The organism is Paenibacillus illinoisensis NBRC 15959, assembly GCF_004000925.1.
Lineage (GTDB): Bacteria > Bacillota > Bacilli > Paenibacillales > Paenibacillaceae > Paenibacillus > Paenibacillus illinoisensis.
Window position 1 is genome coordinate 66,240 of the sequence record NZ_BIME01000002.1, and the last position, 17,193, is coordinate 83,432.

Annotated in this window: 13 protein-coding genes; all 13 read left to right on the forward strand. The window is 47.4% G+C overall.

From position 1 onward, the window contains the following. The first annotated feature begins 136 nt into the window (after positions 1-136). Positions 137-2,923 (forward strand): DNA mismatch repair protein MutS, encoded by a 2,787-nt coding sequence (gene mutS / locus PIL01S_RS05790; protein WP_127536686.1) that lies wholly within the window; start codon positions 137-139, stop codon positions 2,921-2,923. Between the two features lie 20 nt (positions 2,924-2,943). Next, positions 2,944-5,031, forward strand: a complete 2,088-nt coding sequence (gene mutL / locus PIL01S_RS05795; RefSeq protein ID WP_127536687.1) for a DNA mismatch repair endonuclease MutL — start codon at positions 2,944-2,946, stop codon at positions 5,029-5,031. Positions 5,032-5,048: 17 nt separating this feature from the next. Then, complete coding sequence (locus tag PIL01S_RS05800) at positions 5,049-5,834, forward strand: class I SAM-dependent methyltransferase (RefSeq protein ID WP_127536688.1); 786 nt, start codon at positions 5,049-5,051, stop codon at positions 5,832-5,834. Continuing rightward, positions 5,818-6,765: a tRNA (adenosine(37)-N6)-dimethylallyltransferase MiaA gene (gene miaA, locus PIL01S_RS05805; RefSeq protein ID WP_127537192.1), complete on the forward strand. Its 948-nt coding sequence runs from the start codon at positions 5,818-5,820 to the stop codon at positions 6,763-6,765. Before PIL01S_RS05800 ends, miaA begins: the two co-directional genes overlap by 17 nt. Before the next feature lie 219 nt (positions 6,766-6,984). Beyond that, complete coding sequence (locus PIL01S_RS05810; RefSeq protein ID WP_164764178.1) at positions 6,985-7,212, forward strand: hypothetical protein; 228 nt, start codon at positions 6,985-6,987, stop codon at positions 7,210-7,212. A 228-nt stretch (positions 7,213-7,440) separates the two neighbouring features. Continuing rightward, a complete protein-coding gene (hfq, locus tag PIL01S_RS05815) occupies positions 7,441-7,683 on the forward strand; it encodes an RNA chaperone Hfq (RefSeq protein WP_017687918.1) in 243 nt (80 codons plus the stop codon). Positions 7,684-7,854: 171 nt separating this feature from the next. Beyond that, the gene (locus PIL01S_RS05820) at positions 7,855-10,497 is read left to right on the forward strand and encodes a penicillin-binding protein 1A (RefSeq protein ID WP_127536690.1); all 2,643 of its coding nucleotides are present in this window, start codon (positions 7,855-7,857) and stop codon (positions 10,495-10,497) included. A 283-nt stretch (positions 10,498-10,780) separates the two neighbouring features. After that, positions 10,781-11,344, forward strand: coding sequence for a ribonuclease FAU-1 family protein (locus PIL01S_RS05825; protein WP_127536691.1), 564 nt, complete (start codon positions 10,781-10,783; stop codon positions 11,342-11,344). Positions 11,345-11,453: 109 nt separating this feature from the next. Further along, positions 11,454-12,425 (forward strand): AAA family ATPase, encoded by a 972-nt coding sequence (locus PIL01S_RS05830; protein WP_127536692.1) that lies wholly within the window; start codon positions 11,454-11,456, stop codon positions 12,423-12,425. A gap of 118 nt (positions 12,426-12,543) precedes the next feature. Continuing rightward, complete coding sequence (gene hflX / locus PIL01S_RS05835; protein ID WP_127536693.1) at positions 12,544-13,827, forward strand: GTPase HflX; 1,284 nt, start codon at positions 12,544-12,546, stop codon at positions 13,825-13,827. A gap of 84 nt (positions 13,828-13,911) precedes the next feature. After that, positions 13,912-15,165: a methionine gamma-lyase family protein gene (locus PIL01S_RS05840; RefSeq protein ID WP_127536694.1), complete on the forward strand. Its 1,254-nt coding sequence runs from the start codon at positions 13,912-13,914 to the stop codon at positions 15,163-15,165. A gap of 82 nt (positions 15,166-15,247) precedes the next feature. After that, complete coding sequence (locus tag PIL01S_RS05845; RefSeq protein ID WP_095286436.1) at positions 15,248-15,661, forward strand: MerR family transcriptional regulator; 414 nt, start codon at positions 15,248-15,250, stop codon at positions 15,659-15,661. A 128-nt stretch (positions 15,662-15,789) separates the two neighbouring features. Continuing rightward, complete coding sequence (gene glnA / locus PIL01S_RS05850) at positions 15,790-17,118, forward strand: type I glutamate--ammonia ligase (RefSeq protein WP_095286437.1); 1,329 nt, start codon at positions 15,790-15,792, stop codon at positions 17,116-17,118. The last annotated feature ends 75 nt before the right edge of the window (positions 17,119-17,193 follow it).

A 17,193-nucleotide genomic window follows, 5' to 3' on the forward strand; every position in this document is an offset into this window, starting at 1 on the left:
GCAGACACTGGTCTGTGAAGGAAGCGGCAGGTGGCCGAAACATGAGGCGGAGGCACGAAGATGTGCCTGACCGCCTTATTGTTCCTTCTAGGGCAGGGACTCTTCCTGACAACATAGGAACGGATGGAGGATATTCATGGCTCAGTATACGCCAATGATTCAACAATATTTGCAAGTGAAGGCCGAAGCGCAAGACGCTTTTCTTTTTTTTAGATTAGGTGATTTCTATGAGATGTTCTTCGATGATGCTGTCAATGCAGCACGTGAGCTCGAAATTACGCTGACTGCACGCGCAGGCGGTGGGGAAGAGAAAATTCCGATGTGCGGTGTGCCTTATCATTCGGCGGACAATTACATACAGCGTCTGATTGAAAAAGGATACAAGGTTGCCATCTGTGAGCAGATGGAAGATCCAACCGTAACAAAAGGCATGGTACGCCGGGAGATTGTACGTGTCATCACGCCTGGAACGGTGATGGAAGGCAAGACTCTTGGCGACAAATCCAACAATTATATGGTCTGCCTGACAGGAAACCAAAATACACTGGCGCTGGCAGCGTGTGATCTGTCAACGGGTGAATTGTACGTGACGTCCGTGCCATATTCCAAAGAATGGCTGAAAGATGAGATCGGCATTTACGAACCTTCCGAATTAGTCGGTGATGCGACTCTTCTCGATACCATCGCTGCGCAGTCTTCACCAATCGGTAGACCTGTTGTATACACGCCTTGGACCAAAAGCAAGGAAGATCTCGTTCGGCAACAATTCGGCGAAGCTGCATGGGCAAGACTGGAGCCTGAACGTCAAGTTTGTGTTGCACGACTGTTCTCTTATCTGAGTGAAACGCAGAAACGTTCTCTGGGGCAATTGACACAAATCTCGACTTACGAGCCGGATCACTTCATGATTCTGGATCCATTCACCAGACGTAATCTGGAACTTGTGGAAACGGTTCGCGAGCGTTCCAAAAAAGGCTCGTTGCTCTGGCTGCTGGACAGAACGGAGACATCCATGGGTGCGCGGATGCTGCGGCGGTGGGTGGATAAACCCTTACTTCAAAAAGGGAAAATTAATGAGCGGCTAGAAGCAGTGGACACGTTATACAATCAGTTTATTTTGCGTGAGGATTTGCGTGCTGAACTGAAGGACATTTACGATCTGGAACGACTGGTGGGGCGGATTGCTTTCGGGAATGCCAACGGGCGCGATTTGAACGCACTCAAGCTGTCGCTGGATAAAATACCTGGACTGCGCCAGTATTGTGCAGAATCTTCTTCTACCACGCTGCAGAACATTGCGGAGATGATGGATGACTGTAGTGACTTGAGGGATGCTATCGGGCGCGCCATTGTGGACGAGCCTCCGGTATCCGTAAGAGATGGAGGATTAATCCGTGAAGGTTACCATGAACGACTGGACGAACTAAGGGAAGCATCGGTGAACGGCAAACAGTGGATCGCTGAATTGGAAGCAAAAGAACGTGAAGCTACGGGTATCCGCTCCCTGAAAATTGGCTACAACAAGGTGTTTGGCTATTATATCGAAATTACGAAGTCCAATCTGGCCTCCTTGCCGGAAGGCCGTTATGAGCGAAAACAGACGTTGGCTAATGCAGAACGTTACATTACGCCGGAGCTTAAGGAAAAGGAAACATTGATTCTCGAAGCACAGGACAAGATGGTCGATATTGAATACGGATTGTTTGCTGAGCTGAGGGATCGGTTGAATCAGGAAATTGCAAGACTGCAAAAACTGGCTGAACAGGTTGCGGAGATCGATGTGTATCAATCCTTCGCGGTAATCAGTGCAGAGCGGAATTTTGTTAGACCAACACTGACAGATGGTTATGACTTTGTTGTGGAACAAGGACGTCATCCTGTGGTGGAGGCTGTTATGAGGGATGGTGCCTTTATCGCCAACCACACGGCAATGAAAAAGGAAGAAGCACGGATTCTTCTGATTACTGGTCCAAATATGGCTGGGAAAAGTACGTATATGCGACAAGTTGCCCTGATCTCAATCATGGCGCAGATCGGTTGTTTTGTACCAGCAGGTCAGGCAGAGGTACCCATCATGGATCGCATCTTCACACGAATTGGGGCAGCAGACGATCTGATTGGCGGTCAAAGTACGTTTATGGTGGAGATGGCGGATATTCAGGTAATGACTGACAAAGCAACGCCGAGAAGCCTGATCATTATCGATGAATTGGGCCGGGGCACGTCAACAAGCGAGGGGATGGCCATTGCCCAATCCGTCATTGAGTATGTGCACGACATTATAGGCTGTAAAGCACTCGTATCGACGCATTTTCATGAACTGGCTCACCTGGAAGAAAGTCTGGATAAGCTGTCAAACTACTCCATGGCCGTACAGGAGAGTGGGGACAAAGTGAATTTCTTGCGCAAATTGATTCCGGGTGCTGCCAGCAGCAGTTATGGTATATACTGCGCACGACTTGCTGGTCTGCCGGATAGTATTATTGAACGAGCGAATGGTTTACTGCACGGCTTCGAACATGCGGCTGCACAGGTGGCGGTCGGCAGTGAGTTTGCTGGGAAGGGAAGCCGCATTCCGAGATCGGACTACAATAATACACCTGGAATGGAAAATGCCACAGTGATACGAGAGGAAGCTGTTGTTTCGGTACCCGATACGGTGACTTACGTGGAGAGAGAGCCGTCCAATGCGCGGGGCCAAAAGAACAATTCTGGTTCCAAACCCCAAGACGTTGTCCAGCTGTCGATATTCGGTGATGATGAGCCCGACGTGGGAAGCAAGCCCGATGCTGTGGTCGCTGTGGACAAACCCGCGCGAGATTTTATAAGCAACATGAGAGACATTGATGTTATGAATATGACGCCTCTGCAGGCGATGCAATTATTGAATGAGCTTAAGTTAAAGGCACAGCAATTATCCTGATATGATGGGAGGGGAAACCTGTGGCGAAAATACATGTCCTTGACGAACATATTGCCAACCAGATTGCAGCAGGTGAAGTGGTTGAACGGCCTGCTTCGGTTGTTAAGGAATTACTGGAGAATTCCGTGGATGCAGGGGCTACCAAAATTGAAGTTTCCGTTGAAGAGGGCGGATTGCTCAGCATTCGTGTGAAAGACAACGGTTCAGGCATTGAACCCGAGGATCTGGAAACAGCATTCTATCGTCATGCAACGAGCAAAATTACGCACGGACGTGATCTCTTCCAGATCACAAGTCTTGGTTTTCGGGGAGAGGCTCTGCCGAGTATCGCGGCTGTCTCCAAGGTCGAAGTGCTAACGGCTAGCGGAGACGACGGCCGGGGGCGCCGGATTGTGATTGAGGGTGGCAAACTGTGTACACATGAGGATGCTGCTTCACCTCAAGGGACAGAGTTTGTTGTCAAAGAATTATTTTATAATACTCCTGCCCGCCTGAAATATATGAAAACCATCCAAACCGAGCTGGGACATATCTCGGATGTGCTGTACCGGATGGCCATGTCTCATCCGCATATTTCCTTTACGCTGCGGCATAATGCCAATGTGCTGCTGCAGACGCTCGGAAACGGCGACCTGCTTCAGGTGGTGGCAGCAATCTACGGTACCAGTGCAGCCAAAGCCATGCTGCCCGTCCAGGGCGAGAATCTGGATTATCGGGTAAGTGGATTAATCAGTCTTCCGGAATGGACACGGGCCAATCGGGGCGGCATGTCAACGATTGTAAATGGTCGATATATTCGCAATTATGGTCTTAATCAAGCCATTCTTAAAGCGTATCACACGTTACTCCCGATCAATCGATTTCCGCTTGTTGTGGTGCAGCTTGAGATGCATCCCTCACTCGTGGATGTAAACGTGCATCCGGCAAAACTGGAAGTGCGGTTCAGCAAAGAAGCGGAGTTGTACGAATTTATTGAAACGACAGTGAGGGGGATTTTGCGGCAGGAAGTGCTTATACCTCAAGTGACCAAACAGCAGATCAGACGTGGAGACGACAGTTCATTTATACAGGAACAGTTTCTGTTTCCGCGAGGACCATACAAGGATGAGCCAGTGATAGAAGATGAGGTTGCACAGTCCAAAAAGAATAGCACCCCTGTGCCAGGCAACACGGCCATGGAAGAGGACGATCTGGATGCCCCCGCTGATATTCAACCGGGTCATGCTGCGGAACTCTTTTCAGAGGTGCCACCCTTGCCGGACGCTCCACCGCCAGATCAGCTCAACCCGATAAATCCGTTTCAAGCCCTTGTTGTTGATGAGCGGGTTCAGACAGATGAACGCGAGGTGCCAGCTCAGGACACAGCGCCGACATATCGACCAACCAACGTGAATGTTCCAGTTAGAGAAAACCGGCTGTCATATCAAGCTTCTAATCGTTCCAATATGGAGCGCAGCTGGAAGGGTTCAGGTTTACCTGATACTGCAAAGCTGGCAGCAGCGGTGAAGTCGGATGCGACGTTGCCGGCGTTTCCAGAGCTTAGCCTGATTGGTCAGCATCACGGTACGTATCTGATTGCCCAGAATGAAGACGGCCTCTATCTGATTGATCAGCATGCCGCTCATGAGCGGGTGAATTATGAGTATTATTATGAAAAGTTTGGCAATCCGGCTCAAGCTTCACAGGAGCTTTTGCTGCCGATCACACTGGAATTTACACCGTCCGAAACGGAAAAACTCAAGTCCAGGCTTGCCTGGTTTGAACAGGCTGGAGTCTATCTGGAGCATTTCGGTGGACAGACGTTTCGTGTGCGCTCCCATCCGTTCTGGTTTCCCAAAGGGGACGAGAAGGATATTATTGAGGAAATGTCTGAATGGGTGCTCAGCGAGCGCAGCATTGATGTGGGGAAAATGCGTGAAGCTGCTTCCATCATGTGCTCCTGCAAAGCCTCGATTAAAGCCAATCAGAAGCTGACAGAACAGGAAGCAGAGACGCTCATTCAGCGACTCGGTTCCTGCAGGCAGCCCTATACTTGCCCACACGGGCGACCGATAGTCGTTTCATTTTCAACCTATGATCTGGAGAAACTGTTCAAACGGGTCATGTAGCTGTTTAGGAGGAAGTTATGTATATTACAACCGGTGATACAGAGGCGCCTTCGCTTGTGGAACGCGCGCGCAAGCTCGCGGAAACGACGGGTGGTACCTATGTGCCGCGCAATAAAAAGTCTTTGCCCAGGCTGATTGAACGTTATGGCGTTAACGAAATCCTGGTCGTGCTTCAGGGCAAGGCGCGCTTGTATCGCAAGAATGCGCCGCAGCTTGAATTTCATCCAAGCATGGGATTCGTACGCGCGAAGCGTGTGTTGCGCGGAGAGCCTGATCCTATGCTGGAAGCGGGAGCTGTAATTAAAGGAGATACCATCATTGATTGTACAGCCGGATTAGGTACGGATGCGCTTGTATTCTCCGTCGCAGCAGGTAAGCAGGGGAAGGTTATTGCTTGTGAGAGCTCTCTGCAGCTCTATACACTGTTGGTTGAGGGGATGTCCTATTACGAGAGTAATCAGCCCGAAGTCGATGAAGCCTTTCGCAGAATTGAATTAAGACATGCCAATCATCTGGATTTTCTTCGTTCTATGCCGGATCGAAGCTGCGACACAGTTTACTTCGACCCCATGTTCCGCGAACCGATGATGGATTCAAGTGCGATTCAGCCCTTGCGGGATTATGCAAACTCCCATGCACTGGATATTCAAAGTATTATGGAGGCCAAACGGGTAGCCCGCAAACGGGTTGTGATGAAAGAAAAGCGCGGCAGCGCGGAGTTTACGAGGCTCGGATTCGAGGTGCTGGATCGCGCCAATGCAAAAACACTGTACGGAGTGATAAATGTTGAAAGCGGAAGCTAAACCTAAACTGCTTGTACTGGTTGGACCGACAGCAGTAGGCAAAACAAGGATGAGTATCGAGCTCGCACAAGCGTTTAATTGCGAAATTATTTCGGGAGATTCGATGCAGGTCTATCGTGAAATGGACATCGGGACAGCCAAGATTACCCGTGAAGAGATGAGAGGAGTGCCCCACCATCTCATTGATATCCATGAACCGGAATATCCATATTCGGTTGCAGAATTTCAGGAGAGCTGTACCCGGCTGATCAGTGAAATACAGGATCGCGGTAAGCTGCCCTTTATTGTTGGGGGAACCGGTCTGTATGTAGAGTCGGTCTGTTACGGATTTCAATTCTCGGAAAGCGGGTCGGATGAGGCTTTTCGGGAGGAACAGTTTCGCTATGCGGAGTTACACGGTGCTCAGGCGCTGCATGACAAGCTGAGGGAAATAGATCCAATTAGTGCGGAACGGCTACATGTGAACGACCAGCGGCGAATTGTTCGGGCTCTTGAGATTTACCACCTGACAGGGGAGAAGTTATCTGAACAACTGGCGTCGCAGAAGAAAGAATCCCCGTACGATCTGAGTATTATAGGTTTAACAATGGATCGTCAAAAGCTCTACGCCAGGGTTGAAGAACGGATTGACCTGATGATTGAGCAAGGTTTGGTAGAAGAAGTGAAGTCACTGCTGGAACGCGGTGTGGCCAGAGGTCATATCTCCATGCAGGGACTGGGATACAAGGAAATTGCGGCGTATCTTCAAGGCGAAGTCAGCTGGGATGCTGCGGTGGAATGGCTGAAGAGGGATACCCGCCGCTTTGCCAAACGCCAGCTTTCCTGGTTCCGGCATATGAAGGACATTGAATGGGTGGATATGACAGATACCGAAGATTTCGCAGGGAACTATGAGAGGGTATGTGCATTAATTCATCAAAAGTTCAAATGATTGCGAAACGTGTGAAATAGGTCCCTTATGGGACGTTTGAACCTCTATCTCTTGATTTCAAAAAAGAGTAGAGGTTTTTTATTTTGAGTGCAAAACATAGAAAATAAAGGAACAGATTTAATCAAATGGTTGTAAAAAAATGACATGAACTTTAAGATGAAAACACATAACAACATCAAATAATGAACCGTGTGTTCCAATGAGAAAGGGATGGTCTTCTTGGATTCGGGCTTTAGTGGAGGAACGAGCTTATATCTATTTTTTTCCGGATTATTCGGAGTTGCTGTTGCCATTCTGGGTCTTATTGCCCTAATTTGGGTAATTATCGTTCTGTCCAATACCAATACATACCTGAAAATGCTGATTCATGATCGAAAAGAACGGCAGAAAATTCCGCTAACGAAAGCATTGTCGAACCCTTTGGTTGACCAGGAACGGCAGGAATAAAGCGCTCTAAAACGATGATTTTGTCCCTCTTTTGCATTTTAGACAAGCGGTGTATAATGGATAAGTCTTCTAACTGCACGTCAGGCTGATTCCGAGATGCAAATTAGTAGACAAGGGGTTTTTGTGGATTATATGAAACTGTTCATGATATAATAGCACGAAAGCTACTCAGCGATATTGAATACTATCTTAAACACGAATTCAAATGAACCAATGGGGGTACGGCTAATGAACAAGTCCATCAACATCCAAGATACGTTCTTGAACCAACTGCGGAAAGAAAACATTCCTGCTACGGTCTATCTGACCAACGGCTTTCAAATCCGTGGAACGATCAAGGCATTTGACAATTTTACGATCGTCATTGACAGCGACGGACGCCAGCAAATGGTCTATAAGCACGCCATCTCCACGTTCACGCCGCAACGCAGCGTATCGCTGATGCAGCAGGATAACAGCGGCGAAGCTTAAAAAAATTACGAAACCTTTTCTACAACCATTACGTCTACAAGTATAGGAATTGAAGCAGAGCAACCTTAACAAGGGTTGTTCTTTTCATTCCGGGCAAAAAAGGGTTATGATAAGCATTAGCCTTTACAGGCAAATAGAAATTGTGCAACCGAAAGGGAGTCAGGAGGTAACATGCCAAACGATCCGTTGTCGAGGTCTAACAATCGCAACAACAATAACAAGTCACCCAAGAAAGCGAAGCCTAAGACCTCTAAAAAGAAAAAAATTACGGGTAAACGCGTTGGGTGGACACTATTTTTCACTATGGCAATCGCCATCTTTTGTGCACTTGGCGGGTATCTGTTCATCATGGTCAGTGGTGAGCGGCTGCTTACAGCCAACATGGACAAAACAACAATTAATGAGACATCGAAAGTATATGATCGCAATGGTCAATTAATGGGGGAGCTGTCGATTCAGAAGCTGGAACCCGTTGATGAAGATGAAATTCCCGAATTGGTAAAGGAAGCTTTTGTGGCAACAGAGGACAGACGATTCTATGAGCATCAGGGTGTGGATATCTGGTCCATCGGACGTGCAGCTGTAAAAGACATCATGGCCCGTTCCATGGTTGAGGGGGGGAGTACGCTAACCCAGCAGCTTGCGAAAAATATGTTCCTGTCCCGTGACAAAACATTCTTCCGGAAAGCGACGGAAGTATCCATTGCGATGGCTTTGGAGCGCAAGTACACAAAAGACGAGATTCTGACGATGTACCTGAACCGGATTTTCTTTGGTCATCAGCGATATGGGATCAAGGCCGCTTCTGAATTTTATTTCGGGGAAAAAGATTTGAATAAACTTGAGTTGTGGGAAATTGCTACACTGGCTGCGATGCCTAAAGGGCCGTCCGCCTATAACCCGCTGAGCAATCCGAACGATTCCAAAGCGCGCCGCGGTGTGGTGCTGCAGCTGATGTACGAACAAGGCTACATCACGAAGGAAGAAATGGATGAAGCCAAAGCGGTGGATTACGATTATACACCACCGGAGAAAGAGCAAAAATATCAAGCTTTTATTGATTATGTACTTCGTGAAGCAGAACGCGTAACAGGCAAAACAGAAGATGATCTGAACATCGGTGGATACAAGATTTATACAACCATGGATGCTCAGGCACAGACGGCCATGGAAAGTGCCTTCTCGGATGACAGTTTATTTGAGGAAAGCAAAGACGACCAGAAGGTTCAAGGATCCATGGTTATCATGAACCATGAAAATGGTAGTCTGGTTGCTCTCTTGGGTGGACGTGACTATCAAACGAAGGGGTACAGCCGGGTAACACAGAGCCGCAGACAACCGGGATCGGCATTCAAGCCCATCGTATCGTATGCGCCTGCACTGGAGTCTGGAGAATATAACGCCAATTCGCCGCTGAGCAATCAGAAGCAGTGCTTTGGCAATTATTGCCCGGGAAACTTGCATGGATACTCTTCAACAATCAGTATGACCGAGGCCATCACGAAGTCGGAGAACATTCCTGCCGTGTGGCTGCTTGATAAAATAGGTGTAAATACAGGCGTACAGTTTGCCAAGAGTGTAGGCATTCAGCTTACAGATGAGGATAAAAACCTAGCGATTGCTCTGGGTGGTCTGAGTAAAGGTACAAATACCCTTGAGATGGCACAAGCTTATAGTGCATTTGCCAACCTCGGTGAATATCAACAGGCTTATTCGATCAAGGAAATCAAGGACAGCTCGGATAAGTCCGTTTACAAACATGACAAGTCAGACACGACGCGTGTCATGAGTGAACAAAATGCATACGCATTGACACAGATGCTTCAAAATGTAGTCAATGATGGTACAGGACGTTCAGCAAGACTGGATCGCCCGGTAGCAGGTAAAACCGGTACGGTGCAGAGCGGCATCGCTGGCAACAGCGCAAACCGTGATGTATGGTTTGTCGGGTATACACCTGAATGGACTGCTGCAGTCTGGATGGGATATGATAATCCGGACGCAACCCATATGCTCAAAAACAGCAGTAAGCTATCCGCAGCTTTCTTCGCCAAAGTCATGACTGATGCACTGAAGGGTGTACCTGTGAAGGACTTTGAAGCACCTAAAGGTGCACAGGCACCACCACCGGAAGAAACGCAACCGGAGCAGCCGCAATTATCGGTTAGTGGATTAAGCGGGGCGTATGATCAGAATTCTCAGACGGTTTCGCTTAACTGGACAGGAACAGGAGATGCGAATACTCAATATCGGATCTATCGGAAAGAGACGTCCGAAGCGCAATTCACCCATCTGATTGATTCGGTGGGATCGACTAGTGCACAGGATCTAAGTGCACTTCCAGGCCTGACATACGAGTATTATGTTACTGCCTTTGATCTGGCCTCTGGACTTGAAACGGATCCGTCCAATACGATCTCACTTATGATTGAGGCGCAGGAGATCGAACCAGTGGAACCAGAACCGGGTACAGACCCAGGAACGGATCCAGGAACGGAACAGCCTGGTACCGAGAATCCGGATAACGGTTCACCGGATAATGGGAATTCGGGTGAAAACAACGGTAACAATGGGAATAACGGTAACGGCAACGGTAATGGTAACAATGGAGGACCGGGGCAAGGAAACGGCCAGCCTGGTGATGGAAATACATCCCCTGGAACGGGAACTACCGATCCTGGTGGGAACAATGATGGATCTGGCGATGGTTCGGTTACGACTCCTGGTGAAGTTGTTCCGCCGGATGCCGGAACAGAAAGCAACACAGGTGAAAACGATGGTACGGTTGAAACACAGACCGGAAACGATGGTTAACTTCAACTAATTATCATTAACGCAGCTCTTAACCTGCTTCCCGAATGATCGGTGAAGCAGGTTTTTTGCTATAGACAGCGATAATTTAACTCCATTCATATCGATTAATTGGTGAGGCAAAGCTTAATTTTGAGTGTATAACTTAAATATGGTAAGCTGTAGCTATCGTAATACGTTGTGCAAAACTGATTCGTAAGTCATGGAATCGGCTGTGCGGACGTTATTCAGTGTTCACCAATATGAGAACAGGTCAAGGGCCTGTAGTCGGCAAAGAGGGGTTCGTATGAAACGGAAATTCGGGGACCGCGCGAACTGGCGCCGGATTACGAACCGACAATTTACATGCCGGTTCGTACAATCCAAAGTTTTTACAGGTTACATTACGTTGTATACCATACAGGATTTGAAAGAACCCTTGTGGAAAACCTATGGGGGGAGTACGTTTTGCATCGCAGATAAAGGGTATTCATGGCTGCAGTATTACCCGAAGGGAGAGCATTTCGTGGTGACAGCCATGTTTGATGATCAGGAACGGATCGTTGAATGGTACATTGATACCTGTCGAAGCCAGGGCATCACGGATCAGGGGGTTCCCTGGTTTGATGATCTCTATCTCGATGTCGTCGTCCTGAAAGATGGAGAGGTATTTTTGCTGGATGAAGATGAGCTTGAAGACGCCCTCTCGCGCAAACATATTACAACCAGCGATTATGATCTGGCTAACCGTACGGCCAAGGAATTGCTGCATGCCATTGATGCTCATGTGTTTCCTTATTTTCAACTATCATTGAAACATCGGAAGACCTTGTTTGAAAACGGGGAGTTTCGCAAAAACGTTCAAATCTGAGTTTTGACCAATCAGAGAATTACTTCGCCATCCTTCTAATATTGGAGCATCTGATAGAATACATTAATAATCAGGAGAGATCAGCCCGATAAAATAGAGGTGATGGCGAATGAACGGACGGGTCATGGCTGCAGGAGGGCAACCGGGAGGCAGACCATCCAGACAAATTAATGTTGTATTGCGTAACCAAGAGCCTCAGATGTTGGCGAAGGAAGAGGAGACACCACTTCAGGCAGTAAAGGGATTAGCCAAGCACAGCCATTTTCAAGAGATTCAAGGTGAGCTTGAGCAGTTGGTTGGGCTGGAAAATATCAAGGATCTCGTATTTGAAATCTATGCGTTTTTGCAAATTGCCCAGATGCGTTCTGAGGCAGGCCTGATCAGTGGAGCACATGTATATCATATGATTTTCAAAGGAAATCCAGGGACCGGGAAAACCACGGTTGCGCGGATTGTGGCAAAGCTGTTCCAAAAGATGGGCGTGCTCAACAAAGGGCACCTTATTGAGGTGGAGCGGGCCGATCTGGTCGGAGAGTACATTGGACATACGGCCCAAAAAACGCGTGATCTGGTGAAGAAGGCACTTGGAGGCATCTTGTTTATCGACGAGGCATACAGCTTGGCTCGCGGTGGCGAGAAGGATTTTGGCAAGGAAGCTATTGATACACTTGTTAAATCCATGGAAGATCACAAAAATCAATTCATTTTGATTCTGGCAGGGTATTCTGAAGAAATTGATTTCTTTCTGCAGACCAATCCGGGATTACCATCCCGATTTCCTATCCAGGTTGAATTTCCGGATTACAGTATAGATCAGTTGATACAGATTTCAGAGATTATGGCGAAAGAGCGAGATTATATTTTAATGCCACAGACCATCCTGAAGTTGAAGCAGCATTTGCTGCAGGAAAAAAATGAATCTCTGCATGCCTTCAGCAATGCTAGGTACGTTCGAAATGCAATTGAGCGGTCCATTCGTCATCAGGCGGTTCGATTGCTGGAACAGTATACCCAGGGCAGTCCGGGAAAATTGGAACTGATGACGATTCGAACAGAGGATTTGAAGTTTGAGCGAAAGTAAGCGATAATGGTTTTTTTGGAGCAGCCGGCCGGGTTAACCGGTTCGGCTTAAAGTACGCTATGAGGGAACAATAACCGTAATAGATGAAGCTGAGTTTGAGAAGGAGGACACATTGAATATGACAGTTACCCACGATACAGATCAGGTCAAGAAAGACCGCGCCGTTTTAGTTAGTTTGATTACAGATGAAGTAAAGCGTTCAGGCATTAATCCGGAGTACTCTTTGGAGGAATTGGTGAAGCTTGCAGAGACCGCAGGTGTTGAGGTGCTGAGTGTATTGTCCCAGAACCGGGAAACCCGGGATACGAAGTGGTTTATCGGAAAAGGTAAAGTGGAGGAGCTACGTGCGATTGCAGAGGAATTAGGCGCGACCACAGCGATATTTGATCAAGAGCTGTCTGGAGCTCAGGTTCGTAACCTGGAAGAGGCACTGGATCTCAAAATTATCGACCGTACCCAGTTGATTCTGGATATTTTCGCTCAACGTGCAAATACAAGAGAAGGTATCATTCAAGTCGAATTGGCCCAACTTAGCTATCTGCTTCCACGATTATCGGGTCATGGCAAAAACCTTTCACGGCTTGGAGGGGGAATCGGGACACGTGGACCGGGGGAAAGCAAGCTGGAGACGGATCGCCGTCATATCCGGGGGCGCATTGATGATCTGAAACGGCACCTGGAAGAGGTTACACGCCACCGCAAACTTCATCGCGAGCGTCGTAAAAAGACAGGCATTGTACAGGTAGCACTTGTGGGGTATACGAATGCAGGCAAATCCACATTGCTTAAACAATTAACTGCCGCTGACGTATATATTCAGGATCAGCTGTTTGCAACGTTGGATCCAACTTCACGTACGATGGAGCTTCCGAGCGGTAAAGAAATTGTACTTACGGATACCGTAGGATTTATTCAAAACCTTCCACATGATCTGATTGCCGCTTTCCGTGCAACATTGGAGGAAGTGAACGAAGCCGATCTGATTTTACATGTTGTAGATGCATCCTCTGCAATGAGGGAAGATCAGATGAGAACTGTGCACGACATTCTCCAGCAGCTCGGATCTGGCGACAAGCCTCAATTGGTGCTCTATAACAAAAAAGATGCATGTACACCGGAGCAGCTGGAAATGCTTCCTTTGGACAAAGACCATATGAAGGTAAGTGCACTGGAAGAAGCTGACCTGCTGAAGATTCGGGAGCGAATTCAGGAAGAGTTGACGGGGGATACGAAGCGGTTCCGTATTCCTGCAGAGCGGGGCGATCTTACATCCGTGCTTTATAAGGTTGGAGATGTTGTTGAAACCACTTTTGAAGAAAACGATGTGATCTATCAAGTTGAGCTGCAAAAAGGAGAATATGAAAAATTCGGTTATTTACTTGAAGATTTCATTGAATTGTAATATACATGACATATTGGTATGGTAAGTTGACACGATAATCGATATTATGCGTTAGATTAGTGCAATGAAGGGGAATGAAGTAAGATGGCAAGCTTGGATACAAAGATTGTGGAGCTGCAACAACAAGTTGAGGCCCAGATAGAACAACAGATGAGAATGATTGACGGTATTACGGATTACAACCAGTGGAAGGTCATTGATGCGTTTCAACGCAAACAAGTCAGTGATTTTCATTTTGCCGGTTCAACGGGATATGCATATAACGATCGTGGCCGGGAAGTGCTGGATGAAGTATATGCGGACGTATTTGGCGCAGAAGCTGCGTTGGTTCGTCCCCATTTTGCCTCAGGTACACATACGATAGCCACCGCTCTCTTTGGCGTACTGCGCCCAGGTGACGAGTTGTTATACATCACAGGTAAACCTTATGATACATTGCACAAAGTCATTGGAAGTCCGGAAGATGGAACCGGATCTCTTCGGGACTTTGGTATTGGATACCGTGAAACCGCTTTGCTGGCAGATGGAAGTGTCGATTGGGACGCAGTGAAAGGGAATATTACTGCTTCAACCAAAGTCATTGGTATCCAACGTTCACGTGGGTATGACTGGCGTTCTTCCTTCTGTATTGATGAGATAGCTGATATGGTAAGACGGGTAAAGGCCATCAAAGAAGATGTTATCGTGTTCGTGGATAACTGTTATGGCGAATTTACTGAGAAACGCGAACCGACAGAGGTCGGGGTAGATCTGATGGCAGGTTCACTAATCAAAAACCCTGGCGGAGGCCTTGCTGAAACCGGGGGTTACATATGCGGGAAGGAAAAGTATGTTCAACTGGCAGCGTATCGTTTGACTGCACCTGGCATAGGTGGTGAGGTTGGTGCCATGTTGGGAACTACCCGTGGGATCTACCAGGGACTTTACATGGCGCCGACAATTGTGGGACAGGCCATCAAGGGCAGTACCTTTGCCGCTGCAATGTTTGCTGCTTCGGGATTCGTAACCAAACCTGCATGGAATGAGACACGCACAGATTTGATCCAAGCTGTGCAGTTCTCCTCCGCGGAGCATCTGATCGCTTTTGTACAGGGAATTCAGCGGGCTGCTGCAGTGGATAGTCATGTCGTTCCTGAGCCATGGGACATGCCTGGTTATGAACATCCCGTCATTATGGCGGCAGGTACGTTTATACAGGGCGGAAGCCTGGAGTTGTCAGCGGATGCGCCTATTCGAGAGCCATATATCGGCTACATGCAGGGTGGATTAACCTACTCTCATGTTAAATATGGCGTTTTGATGGCGCTCCAGACAATGAAAGATCGTAAATTATTGTGAGTTTATCTAACACGTCATTGACACTTAGTAATAACTAAATGTACAATAGGGTGAAGAATAGATGACTGGAAGGTTGATGAACATGGGTGACGAAATTCGCAGAAATATGGCCTTATTCCCGATAGGTATTGTTATGAAACTTACGGATCTGTCCGCTCGTCAGATTCGATATTATGAACAGCACAGCTTGATTGTACCGGCAAGAACGTCAGGTAACCAACGTTTGTTTTCCTTTAATGACGTAGAACGATTGCTGGAGATCAAGGCTTTGATCGAAAAAGGTGTTAATATTGCCGGCATCAAGCAGGTTATGAATCCAGTATCCAAGGAATCTGAGGAAGCAACAGTTATCACCGCAGATACAGAAGTGAAGCGCAGAGAACTGTCGGATACACAGCTGCACCGTTTATTGAAGCAACAGCTGGTTTCGGGTAAGAGACCTGGACAAGTATCTCTCATTCAGGGAGAGCTTTCCCGATTTTTTAATAAAAAGTAAGTTCGCATAACTTGGCGAGTGAGGGGAAATCATGCAGTTGTGATGGCAGACTCCTTGACCCGTGGAACTTTCTAATGTACAAATATAACATGCAAGCCAAATAAGCAGAAAAGAAAGGGAGAGGTATCGTGAGTTATACAAAAGAAGACATTCTCCGCATCTCTAAAGAAGAAAACGTACGATTCGTTCGATTGCAATTTACCGACTTGCTGGGAGCTATCAAAAACGTTGAAATTCCTGTAAGCCAATTGACCAAGGCTTTGGATAACAAAATGATGTTTGATGGTTCTTCCATTGAAGGTTATGTGCGTATTGAAGAATCCGACATGTACCTCTATCCGGATCTCGATTCTTGGCTGATTTTCCCTTGGGTAGCTGAGAACCGTGTTGCTCGCCTAATCTGTGATGTTTATTTGCCGGATGGCAACCCATTCCCTGGAGATCCACGCGGCATCTTGAAACGTAACCTGAAGGAAGCCGAAGAAATGGGATTCACTTCCTTCAATGTCGGTCCTGAACCAGAGTTCTTCTTGTTCAAAACAGACGAAAAAGGAAACCCGACTAACGAACTGAATGACCAAGGTGGATATTTCGACCTTGCGCCTACGGATCTTGGTGAAAACTGTCGTCGTGACATCGTTATCACACTTGAAGAAATGGGCTTTGAGATCGAAGCTTCCCACCATGAGGTAGCTCCAGGTCAGCATGAGATCGACTTTAAATATGCTGATGCTCTAAAAGCAGCAGACCAGATCCAAACGTTCAAACTCGTTGTTAAAACGATTGCACGTCAGCATGGTCTACATGCGACCTTTATGCCGAAACCATTGTTTGGTATGAACGGTTCCGGTATGCACTGTAACCAATCGTTGTTCCAAGGCAGTGCGAACGCATTCGTTGACGAGTCGGACGAGCTGGGTCTCAGCAAAACTGCACGTCACTTCATGGCTGGAACGCTGAAGCATGCGCGTGCGTTTGCAGCAATTACTAACCCAACTGTGAACTCATACAAACGTCTTGTACCAGGTTATGAAGCCCCTTGTTATGTAGCATGGTCCGCCAGTAACCGTAGCCCAATGATCCGTATTCCAGCTTCCCGTGGTTTGAGTACACGTGTTGAGGTTCGTAACCCGGATCCGGCTGCTAACCCTTACTTGGCTTTGGCTGTTTTATTGAAAGCAGGTCTGGACGGAATCAAACGTGAGCTTTCCTTACCAGCTCCGATTGACCGTAACATCTACATTATGTCAGAAGAAGAGCGTGTGGAAGAAGGCATTCCAAGCTTGCCGGCTGACCTGAAAGAAGCATTGAACGAATTGATCCGCAGCGAAGTCATCTGTGATGCGCTTGGCGATCACGCCTTGGCTCACTTCTACGAGCTGAAAGAAATTGAGTGGGATATGTACCGTACACAAGTCCACCAATGGGAACGCGATCAATATATCACGTTGTACTAATTCGGAAAGCCCTTGGCGCAAAAAAGTGCCAAGGGCTTTTTTTGATGAATTACATAATGGGACAGAGGTGAGTAG